Source organism: Cellulosilyticum sp. (assembly GCF_982396655.1).
Genome location: NZ_CEVXFV010000001.1, coordinates 263560 through 281177 on the forward strand (window position 1 = coordinate 263560; position 17618 = coordinate 281177).

Here is a 17618-nt window from a genome sequence, read left to right on the forward strand (position 1 = left end):
TTTCCCACTAATGCAACACCTCCTTCATTTATATATATGACTTATCTCATTTACTTATAAAAAATCTAACTATTTCTCTTCTTTGAATCCTAACATCCAAGTTGCCGCAAATGACACCCCAAGTGAGATTGCAAAGAGGATGATATATTGAAGTGGTGCATGTAAGTGAAGAAGGATTCCGAAGATTCCTGTTACACCCGTTGCCGCTGCACCAAGTCCTACAAGTGAAGCATAAAGTCCACCTGCAAATGCGCCAATTGAAGCGCCAATAAATGGTCTTATATATCTAATATTTACACCAAAGATTGCTGGTTCTGTAATCCCAAGCATTGCACTAAGTGCTGCTGGGAATGCTAAAGCTTTTAATTTTGCATTTTTTGTTTTTACACCAACTGCAAGCGCTGCACCACCTTGCGCGATATTTGCTGCTGAAGCAATTGGAAGCCAATATGTATAACCATATTGTGCAATTTGTCCCATATCAATAATTGTGTACATATGGTGAATACCTGTTACAACTGTTGTTGCATAAATTCCACCTACTAAAGCTCCGCCAAGACCAAATGGTAATGTAAGAAGCTGTTGAATACCATCTAAGAATGAATGTTCTACGAATACGAATACTGGTCCAATCATTGAAAGCGCTAAATACGCTGTCACTAATACTGTAACAAGTGGTGTAACGAATAAATCGATAACTTCTGGTACGATTTTATGAAGTTTAGTCTCCAGCTTACTCATAATCCATACTGAAATAACTACTGGTATAACACTGCCTTGGTAACCTACCATTGGCACTTCATATAAACCAAACCATACGCTTTGCGTCGAAGCAATACCATCTGCTGTTGTCCAAGCATTTTGTAAATCTGGGTGTACCATAATCATACCAATTACAGCCCCTAAGAACATATTGCCGCCAAATACTTTTGCTGCACTCATACCAATTAAGATTGGTAAAAATGTATAGGCTGCATTACTAAACATTCTTAAAAATACTAAAAGTGATGTGTTTGGATCAATATTAAGGAAGCCATTATTGGCACAGAATGTAATCGCTTCTGTGAGTCCCATTAATAATCCACTGGCAACGATTGCAGGGATAATAGGTACGAATACATCTCCTAATGTTTTAATAAGTTGTTGGAACTTGTTTGTTTTAGCTGTTGAGATTTGTTTAAGTTCTTCTTTAGAAACTTCTTTACCACCAGTTAATTTAGAGAATTCTTCAAATACCTTATTAACTGTTCCAGTCCCAATGATGACTTGAAGTTGCCCTGATGCGAAGAATACCCCTTTTACACCTTCTACATCTTCAATGGCTTCTTTATTTATTTTTTCATTTGAAGCAATCACTAAGCGAAGTCTTGTTGCGCAATGTGCTGCTGATACTAAATTGTCTGTGCCACCTACTCCTTCAAGGATGAGTTCGGCTGTCTTTTTATAGTCCATTTTTTCCTCCTATGTATGTGTTATCGATTTCACATGTTGTAAAAATATATAAGTAAAGCTTTATAGACCTCACATTGATGAAATTTAGTGATTCATCGTTTTTAGTACTGTGAAATCATTAGGAGAAACCAATTGACCTAGATGTACCTTTCAAGGTTTTAGCTGATTTCTCTATAAATCTACTTTTAGTAAAACTTTACTTATATATGCATGTGTTATCGATTTCATATTGTCTACAATCATTATATATTTTTATACACAAAGTTGTAAACATCTATTTTTCCACAAAAACAGCCACTCTTTTTGTGCATTTTGTACATTTTTATTTTTTATATATTCAAACATTATTTAAATCTATCTTAAGCTTTCTCTGACCTTCAGTTCAAAACCAAGCTTTATCTTTTGAATAGGCTCTGCGGCATCTTCTTGTGCTGCAACAATCATCTTAGCCGCTTCTTCGCCACTTTGTTCATAATAATATTTTACAGAAGTCAGTTTCGGCGTTACCACCTTAGATGATTGCGTATTTCCTATACCTGATATGCTCATTGTATCAAGTCTTTCTTGCCAACTTTCTTTCATATATTCCATAGCACCTATAGCAATTTGATCTGTTGCACACAGTACGCCATCGATTTCCTTATGACTCTCATGCAGAACCTTCATTTTTTCAAATCCTGAAGTCATTGAAAAGGCACCTTCTTGTATAAGCGCTTCATCTATTGGTAACTGATGTGCTTTAAGCGCTGCTTCATATCCCAATCGTCTACTTTCACCTGCTGCCTTATCAGCTGTAGTAACTCCTATGTACGCTAACTTATGATGCCCCTTTTCAATAAATGCATTCGTTAAAGCATACATTGCGCCAAAATCATCATGATAAATGCAGTTATAACCTTCTACCTCTTGTCCAACAATCACAATTGGCACTTTAATTGTCTTTAACACTTCATAATGCTTCTCCGTCAATATAGTTGCTACAAAAATAATCCCATCTACTTGCTTATTTTTAAACAGTCCTAAATACTCTATTTCCTTCTCAATATTTAAATCCGTATTCCCAAGTAGCACATTATAACCTGTTTTGCCTAACTGTGTACTAATCCCCTCTACAATACTACTTACTGCTGCTGAACTGATTTTAGGTAAAATAACCCCTATCACATTTGTTTTATTTGTACGTAATGTTTTGGCATGGGCAGAAGGAATATAACCTGTTTCATCAATAATCTTTTGGATTTTTTCCCTATTCTCCGCACTCACATAACCATCATTTAAAAACCTCGATACCGTTGCACTCGATACCCCAGCTAACTTTGCAATTTGTGTAATATTCATTTTCTCACCTTATAATCTATATTTATTTTATGTTCTATTTATTATAGATTTCACACTTGTAAAACTTAGTTATTCATAGTTCTAAGTCATGTGAAATCATTGGGAGAAACCTATTAACCTATAGGCATATTTCAAGTTTTTAGTTGGTTTCTCTATAGATTTCACATTTGTAAAACTTAGTTATTCGTAGTTTTGAGTCATGTGAAATCATTGGGAGAAACCTATTAACCTATAGGCATATTTCAAGTTTTTAGTTGGTTTCTCTATATTTTTTATGCTTTATTTATACTTACTATAAAACGCTTATAAAGCTACTTTCTAAGCCTATCATACCCCCTAGTATTTGACAAGTACAGGTAGTTATTTTTTTAACAATCTATTATGTACTCACTTTTTATTTATTTTCTTTACTTTATGCACTCTTATATTATTTTTCTCATTACATGCACTTCATGTTCTTTGCCTAATTCATTCTATTACATTTTATTTTATAAAAAGGAGATGCCGTAAGCATCTCCTTCTGTTAACTTGAACCTTCGTGTATGCTTAAGAACAATGATTATTTAATACGTATATTCTTGATTCTGCTTAATATTAAAGAAATCACCGTAATCAATATCCACTATAGGCCTTTCAATGCCCTCAATATTCATTTTAAAACGTACAAGCTGTGTTAATACGCCTGCATAAGAAAGGTCTCCTTGCAAAAGAACGCCATAAACCTTACCGTCTTTTACAATGAATTTCTTATAATCTCTACCCCTTGTTTGAACGACTTCCTTATAGCTTTCATTTGGCTTTATGGCTACACCCAGTGAAAGTGTTGGAATCCCTATAAAGTTCATTGTATTTTTAAATGCAAAGTAATCCGTCATATAGATTTCATTACCTACCATATTATTGCCAGCTACAATGCCTTCTTTAATCGCCTTAGGCCATATTGGATTACGTCCTGTTACATCCCCAGCACCATAAATATCTCTGGTATTCGTTTCTCCCTTTGCATTGATGATTAAGCCAAAGTGATCACATTCAATACCTGCAGCCTTAATCACCTCTACATTGGCTCTAACACCTGTTGCTACAATGATGAGTTCACAAGGTAATATTTCTCCTGTATTTAAAAGTAAACCTGTCGGATTATTATTTTCATCCACTATAACCTTTTGTGCCGCTACACCTAACTTAATATTTACACCTAACTGACTAAATGCTTCATAATAACGGTCTGAAGTATAGTCATCTAATTGAAGTGGTAGGACACGTTTGCCCATTTCCACCAAACTTACCTTCACATCATAAGGCAATAATCCGCTTACAGCATCCATACCAATGAGTCCTGCACCCAATACGACGACATTTTTGATACTACCTAACTTTTCTTTTATAAAGTCTACATCTTCTATATTACGAAAGCCTACAACATGATTTGCCTCTCTTAAGCCTTCTACGGGTGGAATAAATGAATTGGCCCCTGTGGCAAGTAATAATTTATCAAAGCTTATGGTTTCTTCTTCTATTCCCCTACATGTAACCGTATGTGCTTTAGCATCAATTGCTGTGACTTCACATCCACGCTTCCAAGTGATGTCATAAGCTGTAAAGAAGTCTCCGGGATTTGCAAAGTTGAGCGCTTCTAAAGACTTTTCACCACTTAAATACTGATGCAGCATGCAGCGTGAGATAATATGCTTGTCCTTAGAAATTAAAATAACCTCGCCTTCTTTATCCATTTCTTTAATTGTTTTGGCACAGCTTATACCTGCTGCTGAACCACCTATTATGACATAACGCATTAATCTGGCACCTCCTCTAAGCTAATACATCCAGCTGGGCAATTTGCCACACATTGCGGCGTTCCAGCTTCTGTATTTCTGCAATAATCACATTTCATCACCTCATAGCTTGTCTGCACATCCATCTTTAAGACACCATAAGGACAATTCATAATACACATATAACAATGGGCGCAACGTGATTCATCATATATCACCATGCCTGTTTCATCATCTTTTCTCATAGCACCGCTCATACAGGTATACGTACATTCTGGCTTATCGCAGTGTCTACAGAAAATAGGTGCATAACGCCCCTTATCATCAATAGTAATATGCGTTCTGGTATCACCCCCACCATGAGAAACAATGCAAGCTGTCGTACAGGTGAGACACCCAATGCACTTCTCCCTTTCAATACGAATCCTAATCATGAAATCACCTTCTTTTCAATACGAACTGCTGCACTCTTAAAGGATGGCTCCTTAGAATAAGGGTCATAAACAGATGGCAGCAAATAATTGGCTTCTCGGTAATGCATCGGCGCAAAAAGTTCATCCATATTAAGCCTTCTTGAGAACTTCACTAGAAAATCTGCACTATGACCATTGGCAGAATGCAACGTAATCACATCATTTAAATCTAAATCAAGTGCCGCACCTAAGGCAGGGTGCATCTCGACATAAGCCTCTGGTACTGTAATGGCATGAACAGGTGGAATTTCTCTAGTTCTCGTCTGTGTATGCCATTGCCCTACTGTTCCTCTTCCTGTGTTAAGCATAAGTGGATATTCTTCACTGGTCTGTACAGGATTCTTATGATGTGCTTCAAAGATGAATTTTGCCTTGCCGCTTGGTGTGAAGAAGGTCCCATCACTATAAAGTCTTCTTTGATCATCTTCTAGTTTTTCACCTTTTCTAAAAGGCCACTGTACACCTCTTGACTTTGTAATCATCTCATAAGTCATCCCCGTCATATCACAAGGCATACCTTCTGAGCAAGCTTTGATTACTTCAAAAGCATCCTTAGGTGTGCGCCATTTATCTAAAAGTTTCCCCATACCCAAGGCTTCTCCGATTCCTAGATAAATATCATAATCTGTTAATTCATTTTCTTCTTTTGGTAAAACAGGTCGCATAGCAGCTACACGCCTTTCAGTATTGATTAGGCAACCTTCTTTTTTAAGACCTGAAGCAGACGGCATAATCAAATGTGCATACTTTTCTGTATCCGTATCACGGTAAATATCTTGGACAACTAAGAATTCTAGTTTCTCTGCAGCTTTTCTAAATTCATCATTATTAATCCAAGAAGATCTTGGGTTCGTACAATTTACCCATAGCCCTTTGATTTCTCCGCTATTAATCTTCTCTACAATTTGATTGTAAGGGATGCTTGGCCTCGTAGGCAGCTTTTCTTCTGGGAAATCTAAAACTTCTGCAATGCGTTTGCGGCGTATTGGGTCACTATATTCCCCACCACCATAGAAACCTGTGGTATTGCTAAAAAGTCTTGAACCCATGGCATTACACTGACCTGTTATAGAATTGGCCCCTGTACCTGGGCGACCTATATTGCCTGTCATTAAGGCTAAGTTAATAATAGCTTGTGCCGTACGTACTGCTTGATAGCTTTGATTAACCCCCATTGTCCACCAGAATGATACTTTATACTGATGCGCATGAATAAGCGCCGCAAGTTCTAACACTTGTCCTTTTGAAATACCCGTTTCATCTTCCACATCTTCTAGTGTATAATCCTTTACAAATGCTTTAAATTCCTCAAATCCTTCTGTAGACCTGGCAATATATTCTTCATCAATCCATCCCTTTTCAATGAGGACATGTGCCAAAGTATATAAAAGATATAAGTCACCCTTTGGTTTGATATTTAGCCATAAGTTTGCATTATAAGCCGTTTCAGACTTTCTTGGGTCAATCACGACAACATAAGGATTAGGATTCTTTTTCACTCTTCCCCATAAAATAGGATGTGCTACAACAGGATTAGAACCTATAAAAATAATTACTTCTGAAAGTTCTAAGTCCTTTAATGTATAAGGGGGTGCATCAAACCCAAAACTTTGTTTATGTGCTACAACAGAAGTTGCCATACATAACCTTGTATTTCCATCCCCATCCATCCCCAAAAAATTACGTCCGATATGACCTAAAAGTGCCATTTCTTCAGTCGTCAGCTGCCCTGTACTTAAAAAAGCCACACTTTCTCTGCCATATTTATCCTGTAATGCCTTGATTCTTGTTGCAAAAGTCTCAAAGGCTTCCTTCCAGCTAATCTGCTCTAGTTCACCTTTTTCATTTCTTATAAGTGGTCGTACTGGATTATCCACCTTTGTATTTTGCTTATCTAAGTTAAGGCCCTTAATACAACAAAAGCCATGATTGACTGGATAATCTTGTGTTGCATTCACCCTTTGAATATGCCCATCTTCCACGAAAAAGTCCAAATTACACCCTATAGAACAATAATTACATGTAGATTGTATAACTTCCATTCTTCTTCACCTTTCTTACTTTCTTACTTTGCTTTCTTACTTTAATGGTAAATTTCCCAATCTTTCCATGAAATATGCTTTAATATAGATTTCACATTTATAAATTTTGGTTATTCATAGTTTTTAGTCATGTGAACTCATTAAGAGAAACCTATTTACCTACATGTATATTTCAAGTTTTTAGTTGATTTCTCTATATAGATTTTTAATTCTATTCGGATGTATTTCTTTTTACAAAGCATTCCATACTAAACTTAACGCAATATTAAATTGGAGGTATATATATGTCAAATGAAACTACTTTTACAAATAGACTTGCAAAACTTCCTGTAGCTATTTTGCCCACATGCGTAGGCGCCATTACGCTGAGTAATGTTTTTGCAAATCCTTTAGGCTTTCCTTGGGTAAGACACTTTACAATATGGGTCAGTATCATCATTTGGTTTTGCTATCTACTTAAAATCATTCTTTGCTTTAATACCTGCTTAGATGAATATCAGAAAACTGTGCCTGCCAGCCTTTATGCCGGTTTCACCATGATTATGATGCTGGTAGGTGCTTATCTTTTTGATTATATGCCTTGGCTTGGTAAAGGGATTTGGCTTATTGCCATTATCATTCATGCCCTTCACATTTTGATTTTCACTTATAAAAATGTATTAAAAGGTGTCAATATCAAAACCTTCGTTCCTAGCTGGTTCGTTACTTATAATGGTATTATGGTATCTTGTGTAGTTGGTGCCCCTATGAACATGCCTGAACTTTGTTCAATTATTGTTTATTATGGTATTGCTGTTTTAATCCTCATCATGCCCTTTATGATTTATAGACTTCTTAAATTTCCTATTGAAGATGGCTTCTATCATACAAGAGCTATTGTGCTTGCACCTTCTAGCCTCTGCGTTGTAAGTTATATTAATATAATTTCAAATCCTATACCACTTGTAATTTATATTTTATATTTCATTGTCTTCTGCTGCTTAGTCTTTGTGGTCATTAATATCAAGAAGTTCTTCTCCTTTAAATTCCACCCTGGTTTTGCAGGTCTTACCTTCCCTATGGCCATAGGTATTGTGGCTTCCTTAAAAACAGGTACCTTCTTAACCACCTTAGGCTTTGCTGGCTTTGGCACTGCTATCTCGCAACTTGCTGGCTTCCAGATTTATATGACAACAGCTATTATTGCCTTTGTCCTTCATAACTTTTATGTTATGTTCTCTGCTAAAACACATTAGATTTTAATCAAAAAAAATGGCAAGACCTAAATGGTACGTTTTCTTAGGCTTTTATATAGGGGATGCGCGTATATGTATACCAAACCTATATACCTATTAGAAAACTTATTACCATTTAAGGTCTTGCCTGCATTATCAGTAACACACCTTTAAAATATAAGGAATATTAATGCCATCTTCAGCTTTAATCATTTCAACTAAAAAAATATTGTTTCAACGCTTTGATTTGTTGATATGTTTATGTTAACATGAATGACATTTGTTTACAATGTGCATTTTGTACATTTTTGAGTTACCTTTTTCATTTACTTTATACATATCAACCATCTATTTCTCTCTATTTATTTTCATTTATTCTCATTTATTTTTATTTATCTTTATTTATTCTCATTTACTTTTATTTATTTTTTAACGCTTCATTATTACGCTTCACTTTTACCAGCTCTTCTTATCCCTTTACTGCACCAGCTGCAACACCCTTAATAATATATTTCTGACAGCAGAGGTAGAATATAATAATTGGAATAATAGCAAGTACAAGCATTGCCATCATAGCCCCCATATCAATTGAACCATAACCACCTTTAAGGTACTGAATTGCAATTGGGATTGTTTTATAATCTGTACCAATAATGAGATATGGCAGTAAGTAGTCATTCCAAATCCACATGGCATTTAAAATAGCGACTGTAATCATAATAGGTTTAAGCATTGGGAGTACTACTTTAAAGAAAGTCTGTACTGGTGTACCGCCATCTATTAAGGCTGCCTCCTCAACTTCAATAGGAACAGACTTTACAAAGCCACAGAACATGAAAGCTGAAAGCCCCGCACCGAAACCTAGGTAAATAAAGATAATACCAATTGGATTATCAAGTCTTAATGTATTTGCCACCTTGGTTAAAGTAAACATAACCATTTGGAAAGGTACAATCATAGAAAAAGCAAAAAGATAATAAAGTCCCTTTGAAAATTTACTATTAACCCTTGTAATATACCAAGCTGTCATAGCTGTTAAGAGAACAATAACGGCTACAGAAAACACGGTAATAAAAAGGCTATAGCCAAAAGCATTTAAAAAGCCAGTTTTTGTAAGCCCCGTAATGTAATTGGAAATCCCTGCGAAGGTATCCGCTGTTGGCATTTTAAATGGTGTATCACTAATATAAAGCTTACCTTTAAAGGAGTTCATCAAAACAATTAAAATAGGCATTAAAAATAAAATACTTAAAATCAAAGTGAATACAAATAATGCCCATTCTCCGATTTTTTTTGTGCTTTTATTCATTATTGCTCAACCTCCTTACCTCTTGTAATCAATAACTGCGGTAATGTAATGAGGGCAACCAAGATAAAGAAGATTACAGCTTTTGCCTGACCGACACCTTCCCAGCCCACTTTACCATAGAAGGTATTATAAATATCTAAGGCTAGCATAGACGTTCTGTTGGCAGGGTCACCAGCCGTTAAAGCTAAGTTTTGATCGAATAATTTAAAAGCATTTGAAACTGTTAAGAACATACAAATCGTAATAGATGGCATAACAAGTGGAATAGTAATACTTCTTAAAATACGTCCTGGTGTTGCACCATCAATCTTAGCAGCTTCAATTAATGTATCGGGTACACTTTGAATACCTGCTATGTAGATAATCATCATATAACCAATCATCTGCCAGTTCATTAAAATGATAAGTCCCCAGAAACCATATGAAGGACTAAATGTTAATGTTACTGACCATTTTTGTAAAAATCCATTAAGAATAAGCTTCCATATATAACCAAGTACAATACCACCAATTAAGTTCGGCATAAAGAAGATTGTACGGAATAAATTGGTGCCTTTGAACCCTTTGGTAAGTAGCAATGCTAAGGCAAAAGCAAAAATATTAATTGAAAGAACAGATACAATAGCAAATCTAGCTGTGAACCAAAGTGCGCTTAAAAAGTCTTTGTTTGAAAAAGCTTTTACATAGTTACTAAGTCCTACCCACTGTGCATCTACAACAGTCGTAAATTTTGTAAATGAAAGACCACAACCTAATACAAATGGAATAATAAAGGCTACAGTAAATGCAATAAGTGTCGGTAAGACAAACAGCGGAAAATACCTTTTTAAAATCTTCTCCATAATTGTCCCCCTCCTAGGCAAAAAATTTAAAAAAGAGTGAGCCAGTGGCTTTTGCCTGACCCACTCATTTATAAAATAAATTAGGATTGCATGCGATAATTATTCAGCCTTATTAGCTACTTCACTTGCCCATGCATCTTTAACGGCTGTTTCTACAGCTGTCCAGTCTTCTTGACCTTGTGCATAAGAAACAAGTTGATCACCAAATGTGTTCTTAAAGTCTTCACTTGGGAAGCAGCTAAATGTCCATGGTACTGTTTTAATACCATCTTTGCTCATCCAATTTAATACTTCTTTTGCAAGTGGATCAGCAGGTTTTTCTGCATCTGTAAAAGTATTAAATGGTGCAATGAAACCTAAATCTTTTGTGACATAAGCTTTACCTGTATCACTTGAGAAGAGCCATTCAAGGAAAGCAATTGAAGCTTCTTGTGATTCTTTTGAAGCCTTCGCGTTGATTGAGAAGTAGTTTTCTGTACCAATGCATAAGCCTTGTGATTCTTCACCTGGCATACCTGTGTAAATAGGTAAGAATTTAATGTTGTCTTCAGTAACTGTGTTACCTTCTACACCACTAATTTGTGACCATGCCCAGTTACCATTTTGAACCATTGCTACTTTACCAAGTGCAAATTCAGACATAGAATCATCTACAGATTTACCACTAAGCATTGCAGGTGCTGTACAAGAGTTATTAATATATAAATCAAAGATATTCTTATAATTCTCGCCGTATTTGAAATCAATTGTTTCAGCTGCAAGACCAGCTAAAATAGAGTTATCATAATTTGTGTCTTCAGAGAACTCATAGTATAAAGGTACATTTACAAGATGTGTCTGCCAGCGCCATTGTTCACCAGCACCAAGAGATGTTGATGCGAATACACCTTCAATGCCTAATGCATCTTTATTAGCTGTCATATCTTCTACAACCTTTGATAAGGTATCAAAATTATTAACTTGATCCATGCTTGAAACATCTACTGCTTTGTTAGGCAGTGCAAAGTATTTTTGCATAATTGCATCATTGTAAATAATACCATAACCTTCTTCAACATATGGGATACCATAAACGCCATCACCACTTGTTACCGCAAGGCTTGGGTCTGATAAGTAACTATAAAGTTTTGTATCTTTTAAGTCTGCACAGTAATCTTTCCAATTTTGATAACCAACTGGACCATTGATTTGGAAAATTGTTGGAGGTGCTGACTTCGCCATTTCAGACTTAAGTGTGGTTTCGTATGTACCACTGGCAGCAGTTACAACTTTAACTTTAACACCTGTTTCCTTTTCATAATCTGCAACAACTTTATCATAAATTTCTGCAATTTCAGGTTTAAAATTCAAGAAGTAAATTTCACCAGTTCCTGTGCTTGCACTGCTACTAGCTGTGCCACCCTCTGTAGCAGTTGTACCACCGCCACAACCAGCTAACATGCTCATTGCTACTGCACTACCTAATACTGCACTAAATATACGTTTCATTTTCATGAAAATTCCCCTCTCTGCCTATTAATTTTAAAAAGTTTAAGTTGTCATTTAGCCTGTTTTATCAGACGTTGGAAACGTTTCTAAATGATACCTAAAAAATATGTCTCCTTCTTGACACCTTATCCTTTTGTCTATTTGTATGATGTATAGCTTGTCTTTTATTAATTATTTTGCATAATTTTTATAAATTTTTTATCCTTGTTTCCTTAATGCCTTTGCTTCCCTCCTTCTGTTCTAGAAACTTAATACCGGTATCGTTTCCAAAACATAGTGAAAAAAATAATCATTGCTATAGCTGGTAGAAAATATTTTTCATTTATTAAAATATATGATATATTCTTTCATCTAAAAAGTCAATAAATTTTATAAATACAAATAAAGCGATTTCAAAGGGCAAAGCCTTTTAAAATCGCTTTTAATCATTTCTTTTCCTGATAAATTTTATAAATGTAGTATAAGTTAACAAATATAATAAAGGCATTAACTATAGCTACTGGATAAGCCCCTACTGAAAAACCATAAATTACAAACAATATACAGCCAATTGTATTAATAACTCTAAGTTTTACAATAGAAGTCATTATAAGTGAAATAGCAATCATTACTGATGCTGCATAGCCTACCCATTCAATTAATGGTATATTCAACATATTCCTCATCCTATCTTTCTAGTTATAATCAAGTCTTTATTATTATACCACATTCTTTCTTTTTTATTTACAGCAACTTCACATATCTTCCATTTCTACCCTTTTGTTTTAAACCATTTCATTGCCACTTGGCATCGTTGCTGCAACACGTTCTTCTTGTGTCATTGCCGCAAGTTTTTTAATCTCTGCCATATCTAAACCTAAGCAATCAGCGATAAGCGTTCCCATTGTTTCATCTGCCTTATAAAACAAGGCTGTCTGACGATATTGAAGTGCGGGATAAGCCTTCCCTAAACTTTCACATACGTTATAAACAAAATGCGCCTTACCATCATCATCTAGGTGGTCTCTAAAGAACTCTCCAGGCTGTACATAATCGATGTCTGATGAATCAATGACATGACGCGTAATTTCACCTTCAACAGGTACAGGTGGTGGCGCAGCCTTTGGTGTTACTGCCACATTCGCAAATGAACTTGGATAATAATTCGGTGCATTTCCCATATTGCCATCCACTTGCATATCCCCATCTCTTTGTGTGGTATACATCTTATTAAGTGGCTTATTGATAGGGATAAGGTCCGCATTAGCCCCTAAACGATAACGATGGGCATCTGTATACGCCATAAGTCTTGCCTGCAATAGCTTATCAGGTGAGGTCCAAATGCCAGGCACAAAATGACTTGGTGCAAAAGCTACTTGCTCTACCTCTGCAAAGAAATTCTCAGGATTCTTATTTAATACCAACTTACCTAATGGAATCAGTGGATAATCAGACTCATACCAAGTCTTTGTCACATCAAAGGGATCTACTTTATAGGTGGCTGCATCTTCTGGTGGCATAATCTGTACATAGACGCTCCATGAAGGATAGTCCCCTCTTTCAATGGCATCATATAAATCTTGCACTGCATAGTCAGGATTTTCACCTGCCATGGCTTCGGCTTCAGCCCCTGTGAAGTTTTTCACACCTTGATCTGTTAAAAAATGATATTTAACCCATACATGATCGCCATTTTCGTTATACCACATAAACGTATGACTACCAAATCCATCCATATGTCTAAATCCCATAGGCGTGCCTAAATTAGAAAATAGTCGCATCACTTGATGCAGTGATTCTGGCGTGAGTGACAAAAAATCCCAAAACATATTAGGATCTTTTAAATTCGTCTGAGGATTTCTTTTTTGCGTATGAATAAAGTCTGGGAATTTAATGCCATCACGGATAAAAAATATTGGCGTATTGTTACCTACTAAATCATAGTTGCCATCCTCTGTATAAAATTTCATAGCAAATCCCCTTGGGTCCCTTGCCGTATCCGCTGAGCCCTTTTCGCCACCAACTGTAGAAAATCGCATAAATACAGGGGTTTTCTTACCCACTTGATTTAGAAATTTAGCCTTAGTATATTTGGTCAAGTCATTAGTTACTTCAAAATAGCCATGTGCGCCGCCGCCTTTGGCATGTACCACACGTTCTGGGATACGTTCTCTATTAAAGTGTGATAACTTCTCCTGCAAGTAGGCATCTGCTAATACGGTATAGCCTACTTTCTTACCAGTGGTCATAGATGCCAGGTCACTTGTAACAGGCAATCCCACTGTATTTGTTAATACCTTTGCTTTATCCATTCTTGTTTTATCTGTATCTTCAGGCATGTCATACCTCCAATACGCATCAATTAATACTTATTTATCTTATGATAGAGGCGTTGTACATTATAACAACTTAAAAGGGAGAATTGCGAAATCGGTCGCTTTAAAAATACAAAAGGAGTCTCGCAATACTGTCTAGTAGTATCACGACACTCCTTTCCACTTTAATGAATCAAATTTAATTTATTATTTAATTTATTAAAGAATAGGTTTTATAATTCCTACAAGTTTTCCCATCACCCTAAAATCACCATCTTCAATGACGATTGGGCGATATTTAGGATTTTCACTGACAAGAAGGACATGGTCTTCTTCCTGTACAATGCGTTTAAGCGTTGTTGCACCGTTGTAATAAACAGCTGCAATCTCATTATTATTAACTGCTCCAGCTTGAATCACGACAAAGTCACCGTCATCAATATTGGCTTCAATCATACTATCCCCTTGTACATGCAGCATATACGTATTGCGTTTATGATGTAAAAGTTCACTTGGAATCTCGAAACTTTCGCTCCCTTCCTCTACGACCTCAATAGGCGCACCTGCTGCAATATCTGATGAATAAAGTGGTAAAGCTTCCACATCTTCCTGCTTCACTTCATCAATATAAGTTTCACCCGCACTTGTATCTTTTTGGAAAATCGTTTCTATTCCTGTCACCTTATTGACATATTTGTAAGTTTCCACATACCAAGGCAATTTGCTTTGTGACTGGTCTGGCAACTTATGTGTGATGTTCCCTAATAAATTCATTTGATTTGGCATCACTTCTGTATCTTGTAAAGCTTTTGCCGTATTCATTTCACCTTTTTTACGTGGTTTTACTGCTTGTTTTTCTGTGGCTGCTTTTTGTGTCATTTCTGCCATGAATATTTCAAGTGGTGTAAGGGCTACCTCCAACATTTTTTTCTTAAGTCCACTTTTCTTAGACGCCTTAGCTCTTAGATTTCTAATGCGACCTGTCATATCAAAGCCTATTTGCTTAAACGTCTGACCTCTCTTAAGCCAAGCCAGACGACTTTCACAAGGCTTTTTATCCATTAAAAATAATAGCTCACCTTGTTGATACAATGCTTTAATCACTTGAAGCTGCACCTTCGTTAACATTTTGGCATCATCAACGATGATGTGGGCATACCCTTCACTAAGTACTGATAAACTTGTAAGTTTATTTAAAACCTTCGCTTGTAATGCTAACTTTAAGACTTTGTTTTCCTTACTTAAGCTAAGTGTCACAGCTTCCTTCACTGCCCAAAGGGCAAGTCGCCCTTTACCACCTTTAGGAAGTTTAATCATGCACCCTTTACGATCCGCTCTGCTATAGGCTTCTAAAGTCTCATATCCACAACTATTTATCCAATTTAATTCATCACAAATAAAAGCCATACCCGCTTCATTTAAAAATTTCACTCTTGGATATTGCTTCTTCACATCACTTAATACTGCGTTTAAAGTTTCAACTGGAATCTCATCTAAAATTTCAGCTGTAAGTGGGCCAAATAACTTTTCATACCACTGTATCATAAGGGCATCAATGCTTAAAATATCAACCTTCACACCTTCGCCTTCAAATAGACTCATGGTCTGCATATTATATTCTGATTCAAAAAGTGACTGCGCTGCCTGACACTTTGCCTCACTTACTGCAACAAACGCAATACGCTCATTTTGCTGACATTTATGGTTTGCTAAATAAAGCATACGTCCGATCCCCATAACTGTCTTGCCAGCAGCCTTTTCACCTCTTATAACTGCTTGTCCTATATTCTTTTGTGTCACGAATCTTTGTTGCGTTTTTGTTAACTTAAGCATTTTTACCTCCTTATGTAATGATATAGATTATCCTATTGCCGCTCCTATAGATTGAGTGTGTTTCTCTATATTTCATATCTTATTATTATACAAATTTCTCGCCCTACTTGCAAGAAAGGTTTTCCTTAAAAAGTCCATTTCTACAAATAAATCTGTCTCACACCACATATACTTTAATAATATTTATTGCTTCACCCATTCTTATTTTAAGACTTTATAATGAGGGGGAGAATCTATGCATACACTAACTTTACCTACATACGAAGATTATCTAAATGCACGTTTAAATATTATCAAAGAACGTCATCTCATCTGCCAAGAAATCTACAAGGCACAAAATGACTATGATTACTGGACTTACAATTACCTCTACTATCTCTATAGCCTCAACGCAGAATCCCTCAATCACCTACGCACACTCTTTCATGATACCACCATCTTCCGCCTAGACTTTTATGACCTATTAACCTGCGGCTGTCTCAAACTCTGCATCAAAATCATCAACGCTCACAGCATCCCAAAAGACCGTCAACCACGGACCATGCGTGCCTTCGGCATCAATCATCCCGATAAAACCATGATTTTCATCCCCAACTTCTCACTGCCTGTCGTTACGCCAACTCAGCTGCCACCTGCCTTTGAAAAGGTGGAGAATTGGTTAAATGAACTCATTGAAAAAGAAGAGGAACTGACACATACTTATGAAGAAATTTAAATATATCACGCAAAATAGAGGCGTTCCACAAACTAGAACGCCTCTATTTTGATGCAAAAGATTCAGCTGCTAATGCTTTTTCAAATTCTCTCATTAATTCTTTATTAGGGATTTTTAAGTAACCATCATGGTATGCTAGAAATCCTAATATAATCATGGCTGAATAGATTTCTTCCTTATTTCTTGGTGCACCTTGTCCTGCACGATATTCCTCGTCAATCACAAGATCCAGTTCATATCCAGCTACCATATTAATTACATCTTCACGTACAGCCATTGTATTGTACTTCAGATACTGAGCAACCTCATCCATAGCACCTGTATTGGTCCAGTAGCTGATACACTTGCCATTTTAAAGCGCCTTCACCACTAATCAGGGATTATAAATTCTTTCGCCAACCTCATTCATATAACCATTATACCAATGACTGATTTCCTCAAAAGAAACCTTATGCTGTTTTTGCAAAGTTCTCCCACTTCCTCTTCTGTGAATCCAAAATACTCACCATATAACATATCATTTAACATTGTATATTCATCAAACATATTGAGTGCTGAAGTGCTCGAATGTTTTTTAATAGGCAATACGCCTGTCATATAAGCCAATGCCACATAAGGCTGGTCTTTTAAAAGATTTCTTAAAAACTCTAAAAACTCATTTTGATGGGTTACAAAAAGCTTATTATTAAAGATATAATCCCATTCATCAATAATAAATACAAACTTATCATTTGTATCCGTAAACATATCGCTAATCGAATAATAACGCTCTGGGTCAAGGTAAGGATTGGATAGGTTACAATTAACTAGACAGTTTTTTTAAGGTCATGTAAAATAACATCA

The 17618-nt window shown here is 36.0% G+C and carries 15 protein-coding genes; 2 read left to right on the forward strand and 13 right to left on the reverse strand.

Annotation, left to right across the window (positions count from 1 at the left end):
- Positions 1-69: 69 nt before the first annotated feature.
- From AC1VAQ_RS01120 to AC1VAQ_RS01140, 5 genes are all read right to left on the reverse strand, one after another.
- Complete coding sequence (locus AC1VAQ_RS01120) at positions 70-1452, reverse strand: PTS transporter subunit EIIC (RefSeq protein ID WP_330697561.1); 1383 nt, start codon at positions 1450-1452, stop codon at positions 70-72.
- Between the two features lie 354 nt (positions 1453-1806).
- Positions 1807-2790, reverse strand: coding sequence for a LacI family DNA-binding transcriptional regulator (locus AC1VAQ_RS01125; protein WP_302598005.1), 984 nt, complete (start codon positions 2788-2790; stop codon positions 1807-1809).
- Positions 2791-3353: 563 nt separating this feature from the next.
- Complete coding sequence (locus tag AC1VAQ_RS01130; protein ID WP_302598006.1) at positions 3354-4586, reverse strand: NAD(P)/FAD-dependent oxidoreductase; 1233 nt, start codon at positions 4584-4586, stop codon at positions 3354-3356.
- Positions 4586-4999, reverse strand: coding sequence for a 4Fe-4S dicluster domain-containing protein (locus tag AC1VAQ_RS01135; RefSeq protein ID WP_302598007.1), 414 nt, complete (start codon positions 4997-4999; stop codon positions 4586-4588). Before AC1VAQ_RS01135 ends, AC1VAQ_RS01130 begins: the two co-directional genes overlap by 1 nt.
- Positions 4996-7080, reverse strand: coding sequence for a molybdopterin oxidoreductase family protein (locus AC1VAQ_RS01140; RefSeq protein WP_302598008.1), 2085 nt, complete (start codon positions 7078-7080; stop codon positions 4996-4998). Before AC1VAQ_RS01140 ends, AC1VAQ_RS01135 begins: the two co-directional genes overlap by 4 nt.
- A 284-nt stretch (positions 7081-7364) precedes the next feature.
- On the opposite strand from AC1VAQ_RS01140, the gene AC1VAQ_RS01145 reads away from it, so the two are divergent.
- Positions 7365-8315, forward strand: a complete 951-nt coding sequence (locus AC1VAQ_RS01145) for a TDT family transporter (protein ID WP_479903388.1) — start codon at positions 7365-7367, stop codon at positions 8313-8315.
- 448 nt (positions 8316-8763) lie between these two features.
- On the opposite strand, the gene AC1VAQ_RS01150 is transcribed toward AC1VAQ_RS01145, so the two are convergent.
- The 6 genes from AC1VAQ_RS01150 to AC1VAQ_RS01175 all read right to left on the reverse strand — a co-directional run bounded on the left by AC1VAQ_RS01150 (position 8764) and on the right by AC1VAQ_RS01175 (position 16060).
- The gene (locus tag AC1VAQ_RS01150) at positions 8764-9603 is read right to left on the reverse strand and encodes a carbohydrate ABC transporter permease (RefSeq protein WP_302598010.1); all 840 of its coding nucleotides are present in this window, start codon (positions 9601-9603) and stop codon (positions 8764-8766) included.
- Positions 9603-10445 carry a carbohydrate ABC transporter permease gene (locus AC1VAQ_RS01155; RefSeq protein WP_302598012.1) on the reverse strand — a complete coding sequence of 281 codons (843 nt, stop codon included), beginning with the start codon at positions 10443-10445 and terminating at the stop codon, positions 9603-9605. Before AC1VAQ_RS01155 ends, AC1VAQ_RS01150 begins: the two co-directional genes overlap by 1 nt.
- A 99-nt stretch (positions 10446-10544) precedes the next feature.
- The gene (locus tag AC1VAQ_RS01160; protein WP_302598014.1) at positions 10545-11939 is read right to left on the reverse strand and encodes an ABC transporter substrate-binding protein; all 1395 of its coding nucleotides are present in this window, start codon (positions 11937-11939) and stop codon (positions 10545-10547) included.
- A 419-nt stretch (positions 11940-12358) separates the two neighbouring features.
- Positions 12359-12589 (reverse strand): YgjV family protein, encoded by a 231-nt coding sequence (locus AC1VAQ_RS01165; RefSeq protein ID WP_302598015.1) that lies wholly within the window; start codon positions 12587-12589, stop codon positions 12359-12361.
- Positions 12590-12697: 108 nt separating this feature from the next.
- Positions 12698-14251: a catalase gene (locus AC1VAQ_RS01170; RefSeq protein WP_302598016.1), complete on the reverse strand. Its 1554-nt coding sequence runs from the start codon at positions 14249-14251 to the stop codon at positions 12698-12700.
- Between the two features lie 195 nt (positions 14252-14446).
- Positions 14447-16060, reverse strand: a complete 1614-nt coding sequence (locus tag AC1VAQ_RS01175) for a LexA family protein (protein ID WP_479903389.1) — start codon at positions 16058-16060, stop codon at positions 14447-14449.
- Positions 16061-16295: 235 nt separating this feature from the next.
- Between AC1VAQ_RS01175 and AC1VAQ_RS01180 the strand changes: the two genes are divergently transcribed.
- Complete coding sequence (locus AC1VAQ_RS01180) at positions 16296-16775, forward strand: hypothetical protein (protein ID WP_302598018.1); 480 nt, start codon at positions 16296-16298, stop codon at positions 16773-16775.
- A 43-nt stretch (positions 16776-16818) separates the two neighbouring features.
- On the opposite strand, the gene AC1VAQ_RS01185 is transcribed toward AC1VAQ_RS01180, so the two are convergent.
- Together AC1VAQ_RS01185 and AC1VAQ_RS01190 are read right to left on the reverse strand one after the other, a co-directional pair.
- Entirely contained in the window at positions 16819-17088 is a 270-nt protein-coding gene (locus tag AC1VAQ_RS01185) for a hypothetical protein (RefSeq protein WP_479903390.1), read from the reverse strand.
- Positions 17089-17180: 92 nt separating this feature from the next.
- Positions 17181-17522, reverse strand: a complete 342-nt coding sequence (locus tag AC1VAQ_RS01190; RefSeq protein WP_479903391.1) for a hypothetical protein — start codon at positions 17520-17522, stop codon at positions 17181-17183.
- Positions 17523-17618 lie beyond the last annotated feature (96 nt).